General features: G+C 47.8%; 6 protein-coding genes. 4 read left to right on the top strand and 2 right to left on the bottom strand.

Annotated features, from left to right (window positions below; genetic code table 11):
* The coding region (locus tag ACY69O_RS06895) for a hypothetical protein (protein WP_462332732.1) at positions 1-276 on the top strand (276 nt) is incomplete at its 5' end.
* Between the two features lie 180 nt (positions 277-456).
* On the opposite strand, the gene ACY69O_RS06890 is transcribed toward ACY69O_RS06895, so the two are convergent.
* Positions 457-2,139 carry a DUF4127 family protein gene (locus ACY69O_RS06890; RefSeq protein ID WP_462332731.1) on the bottom strand — a complete coding sequence of 561 codons (1,683 nt, stop codon included), beginning with the start codon at positions 2,137-2,139 and terminating at the stop codon, positions 457-459.
* A 233-nt stretch (positions 2,140-2,372) separates the two neighbouring features.
* Here ACY69O_RS06890 and dtd point away from each other — a divergent pair, with 233 nt between their 5' ends.
* Entirely contained in the window at positions 2,373-2,837 is a 465-nt protein-coding gene (gene dtd / locus ACY69O_RS06885; protein ID WP_462332730.1) for a D-aminoacyl-tRNA deacylase, read from the top strand.
* A 47-nt stretch (positions 2,838-2,884) separates the two neighbouring features.
* Here the strand turns inward: dtd and ACY69O_RS06880 are convergent, their stop codons facing one another.
* Positions 2,885-3,088 (bottom strand): DUF1858 domain-containing protein, encoded by a 204-nt coding sequence (locus ACY69O_RS06880; RefSeq protein ID WP_462332729.1) that lies wholly within the window; start codon positions 3,086-3,088, stop codon positions 2,885-2,887.
* A gap of 171 nt (positions 3,089-3,259) precedes the next feature.
* Here ACY69O_RS06880 and ACY69O_RS06875 point away from each other — a divergent pair, with 171 nt between their 5' ends.
* A complete protein-coding gene (locus ACY69O_RS06875; RefSeq protein WP_462332728.1) occupies positions 3,260-4,060 on the top strand; it encodes a prolipoprotein diacylglyceryl transferase in 801 nt (266 codons plus the stop codon).
* 12 nt (positions 4,061-4,072) lie between these two features.
* The gene (locus ACY69O_RS06870) at positions 4,073-4,897 is read left to right on the top strand and encodes a polysaccharide deacetylase family protein (protein WP_462332727.1); all 825 of its coding nucleotides are present in this window, start codon (positions 4,073-4,075) and stop codon (positions 4,895-4,897) included.
* Positions 4,898-4,991: the final 94 nt, after the last annotated feature.

Below are 4,991 nucleotides of genomic sequence, written 5' to 3'. Positions count from 1 at the left end.
GGTATGGGCAAGAGCCAGCTTGAGGAGAAACGTGCGGTTGAGTGCGGATACTGGGCAACCTACCGCTACAATCCGGAGCTTGTTGGTACTGACAAGAATCCGTTCACGCTTGACTCGAAAGAGCCGACTGCCGACTTCCAGGAATTCCTGCAGGGCGAGGTTCGCTTCTCGTCTCTGAAGAGAGCGTTCCCGGATATCGCAGAGCAGCTCTATCAGAAGACCGAGCAGGACGCAAAGACACGTCTTGCAGGCTATCAGAAGCTCGCAGGCAAATAAGGGCAAATATCAAAAAATCGCTGACATCGTTTGATGTCGGCGATTTTTTAATCATATAAATTATTAATGATTGGTTTGCAATCTCTAAATAAATGTGTTACACTAATCCCGGTTTGGATTTCATAAAAAACTCCCGAAGATGTTTGCCACGTAAGGGCGGAAGCATTTTCGGGAGTTTTTTTATTCTGATTTCAGGACTTCTGTTTTTGCCTGCATCATTATTTCAAATGTACGGGGCCAAGGGAACCAGGCATCAGGGGTCAGACGGTGGGCATAATAAGAAGCTGATGTATCGTGGGCTGACAATAAAACAGGAGCACGCCACGCATAAGAGCCGCTGAAGGCATTAGAACGGAGCAGCATGGCATTTCTGAGCATTGCGTTTGCCCAGCGTGAATTATGATCCAGGTCCAGGTCAGAGGTGTTTGTGTAGCCTGCCCGTACAAGAACAAAGTTCACGCCGTCGATAATGTCCTTGAGATAGAAATAATCCTCAAGAAATCTCTGGTCCAGATATGCAAACTGGGCATGCGCCAGCGCGTCAAGCTCTTCTGCCGTGCGGCACCGACGCAGCGCTGTTTCGAATAATACCGACTGAGCGACTGCCGTACCGATTGCATTGCTGGCAGTGTTCCAGCCGGCGTATGCGGAAAGAGCGTGAAGCGGAGTATTGTTTTTCACGAGGAAGGGCAGCAGTGCTTCATCCGCACGGAAGCTTTCACTCAGGTCGACAAGTGCAATATGCTTTTTCTGATGAACAGCATGTTTTATCTTTTCGGCATTTTCTTTGCGTGATGAAAGAGTGCTTCGGTCATTGGCGGAAAGGTACAGCGTAAAATCACTTTGCGCTGAAGCTGTGTATTGTCCGCCTGACAGAATGATTTTTTCAAGCGCGGTGGTTTCCATGGTGGCAGCCATGTACGGCATAATACGCCAGGGAACCGCCTCGCTGCCGTATGATACTGCAATCTGTGGAGAATATCCGTCCCTGCGTGATTCGATAAAGGAAAGAAGCGAAAGGGCTATTTCATCGGCTCCAAAAGTCAGAAATACCTGTTCGTCGCTTAGCTTCAGATTTCGGATATGTCTTTCCAGCTCGCGTTTCTCACGGTTAGGGATTCCGTAGCGCTCTCCGTCGTCCTGTCCAATTATAAGCCGTGTCAGAGTACCGTTTGCGGCAAGGTCAATCAGTCGGAGATTGAGCCGTGCATTTTCGGCAAAGAGGGCATCATAGCGCCGCAGACTTTCAGGAGGAATTAGCGAGCGGAGCTCTTCAAGCTCTGAAAGCTCGTCTTCAGACGGAGCGGTGGAAAGGTCTATACGGTCAGACAGACGGGAATACTCCATGAGATATTTTTTTTCGTCGCGTCCGTCTATACTGTCCGGTGGAAGAATGCGCGGAAGAATATTGAAAACATAAAGAGGAACTTCAGGGTGCTCACGATGCAGGTCTTCAAAAAAAGCGAGAAGACGGTTTGCGTCGTCAGCTGTTTTTTTCGCTTCGCGTGATGCGAGAAGACCGCCGTGCAGAAGCTGGTCGGCAGAAAGAATGGCAGCATCGCAGCCGGCGATGTTTTCAGCGGTCCATTGCTGCATAGCTTCGGTTTCACCGGGCTGGGAATAATAGTCGAGAATTTCTGTCGGAGGCGTCACGATTTCGCAGCCTGCTATCCGTGCGGCATCAATTACGAACTGACGGCATGGCGGACGGCTGTCCAGCGGAACCAGCAGTATGCGGTGAGTGACAGCTGGCATCGTTGTAACAGGAGTGCCCTTTTGAACAGGATGGAATATGAAGTTGTAGCACGCCATAAGCGCGATAAGGACTGCCGCGAGCAGCGCGGCGCTGCAGCTTCGCTTCAATGGAATCCTCCTGTTCTGACGAAATGTCTTAAATTCGAGTCTGCACGTAGCAAACTTCGATTGACAGCATTATAATCGGCATAAGATATCTCATTGAAATGCCGCAGAGGAAAGTTTGCCCATAGCAAACTTTGGTCTAAGGCATTATAATATACCATAAAAATGAATAGAATCTGCTTATGTGTTAATCATAGCATAGCTGATAAGCAGGAACAAATAACAGGAGGAGTTTTATGCGGGCAGTAGTAACGCGTGTGAAAAGCGCATCGGTAACAATAGAAGGAAAGGTAAACGGAGAGATTGGGCAGGGGTTTTTGGTTCTTTTGGGAGTAGGCCCCGATGATACGGAGGAGCTTGCGAAAAAGATGGCGGATAAAATCTGTGCTCTCCGTGTTTTCGAGGATTCGGACGGAAAGATGAATCTTAGCCTTGATCAGGTGGGCGGAAGTCTGCTTGTGGTGTCCCAGTTCACTCTTTACGCGGATCTGAAAAGCCGAAGACCGGGATTTTCAAAGGCTGCAAAGCCGGAGCTGGCAGAGCCGCTTTATGAGATTTTTATGGAGGAGTGCCGGGCTCAGGGATTCACCGTTGAACACGGAGAGTTCGGAGCAGAGATGCTGGTGGAATCCGTAAATGACGGCCCGGTGACACTTCTTTTTGACAGCGAAAGAAGAGACGGCGGCGGCAAGAACGCATAAAATTAACGCTCACGGATTTCCGTGAGCGTTGAATTTTGCAAAATAAATTAAGCTTTTGCCTCGACAGCTTCGTTGAGACCCTTCATGAGGGAATCAATGTCGATGCCGTGAGCGAGCGCACCCTGCTCGATATTTTCAAAATGAGCAGCAGCGCAGCCGAGGCATCCCATTCCGGAATTCATGAAAACTTCAACGGTATCCGGATATTTCTGGACAACCTCCATGATGCTCATGTCTTTCGTAATCGTCATTATATAACCTCCTACCGATATATTCTATGCTATAACAAGCAAATAAATTATAGCATATTTGTGGGGAATGTGCAATTTTAAAAATATCAACTTGTGGTGGGGGTATATGGAAATTTTATTAAATACGAGGTAAAATGAAATGATAATGCAATTAGTTTCAGGGGGATTTTTATGAGTATGACACTAGGGTCTGTCGGAGGCCTCCCTGTGTATCTTTTCGGATGTATCGCATCCGTTGGGATTGTGCTGGGACTGCTGATAACACGGTGGACCACCTGGCTCTACGATGAGCCGTTTCCTTTTGCGGTTGACGCAGCGGTTTTGGGGATTCCGCTCGGATTGATTTTCGGACGCATAGGGCATGTTGCTCGTTTTTGGGAATTCTTCGGAGATGATCCGGTAAAAATTCTGTATTTCTGGGAAGGCGGATTTTCTCCTTATGGAGCGGGTTTGGGATTCCTTTTGGCACTTTATATCTGTGCATCAAAGGACGATGTTTCCTTTTGGCATTGGCTTGATATACTGGCGCCTGCGTTTTCTGTCATGATTGTACTGTATGCTTTCAGCGGATTCTTTCTGCAGCAGACGGTTGGTATGCCTCTGCCGTTGGATATTCCTAATGACAGCGCGCTGGCGGAATATGTGGAATACTCATACAGACCTTCCGGGTTTGAGGGGTACGAGTATTTTAGGCCTGTGGCGCTTTATCAGACAGGGCTTATGAGCATCGTTTTTTTGATTACAATTATTCTTACGGTGCTTCAGGCTAAACGTCAGATTATGCAGACAGGAAAGGTTGCGTTGGTTTCCTTTTTCCTGACGGCGGTTGTGCGTTTCGGATGTGGTTTTTTCTACCTTTCCACGCGAAGCGGACTTCATATGGGGCAGATTGCGGCGCTTGGGGTTATGGCGGTCTGTCTGATACTGTTACTTGTACGTCGGCGCAAAAAGATATGGAGCGTCTATCACTGAGAGGAGAAAGAGATGAGAATAGAGACAACCAGAAAGCAGCCCAAGGTCAGCTTTATAAGCAAGCTGCTGATTTTGTTTTTTGCGGCGCTGCTGCCGTTCCTGCTGTCCAGCCCTAAAAGTCTTACGGCATCAAGGGGAATGGACCGTGTGAACGGAACCAAGATTCTTGTGCTTAACTATCATAAGGTGGACAACGAAAATATTTCACTGTCAGTGCTTCCAAAGGATTTTGACCGGCAGATGAAATATCTGAAGGATAATAATTTCCATACCATCACCATGGATGAAATGTACGCAGCTCTGACAGAGGGGGCAGAGCTTCCGGAAAATCCGGTGGTTATTACATTTGATGACGGATATGACGACAATTATAAATATGCCTATCCCATACTGAAGAAATACGGATTCAAGGGAACGATCTTTGTTATCACCAGCTTCCTTGACCGCGGGCAGCCCGGTTACATAACCTGGGGGCAGGCGCAGGAAATGGAATCCAGCGGTGTAATCAACATCGAATCCCATACGGTTACACACAGCTCCATGACTGAGCAGACAGATGAGCAGCTTCGCTTTGAAATGGCGGAATCCAAGCGCGATATAGAGCAGCGGCTCGGCAAGACTGTAGGGTTTATTGCCTATCCGACAGGAACCTTTAATCTTCATATCGCAAGCCTTGTCAAAGAGGCCGGGTATAAGGGAGCTTTTACCATCAAGTACGGAAATGTAGACAGGGCAAGCAATCTCTATGCTCTGGAGCGTGTGCCGATTTTCCATACGGAGGATACATACCGCTCATTCCTTGAGCGTCTGCATTACGTTCCTGTGTATGAACGGTAGGGGTGGATAACGAGATGAAACACATTTCTCCACCGAAATTCGGCGAAAATAAAAAATGAATAATTAATCCTAGAAACCTGTCGCAGATTTATGG

The sequence above is a fragment of the Schwartzia sp. (in: firmicutes) genome, assembly GCF_978017985.1.
The sequence above is the reverse complement of the archived record's forward strand: the minus strand, read 5'-3'. Positions and strand labels throughout refer to the sequence as shown.

Coding starts and splice junctions, on each gene's coding strand:
- dtd (WP_462332730.1), top strand. CDS start 2,373: ATGCGGGCAGTAGTAACGCGTGTGAAAAGCGCATCGGTAACAATAGAA.
- ACY69O_RS06880 (WP_462332729.1), bottom strand. CDS start 3,088: ATGACGATTACGAAAGACATGAGCATCATGGAGGTTGTCCAGAAATAT.
- ACY69O_RS06875 (WP_462332728.1), top strand. CDS start 3,260: ATGAGTATGACACTAGGGTCTGTCGGAGGCCTCCCTGTGTATCTTTTC.
- ACY69O_RS06870 (WP_462332727.1), top strand. CDS start 4,073: ATGAGAATAGAGACAACCAGAAAGCAGCCCAAGGTCAGCTTTATAAGC.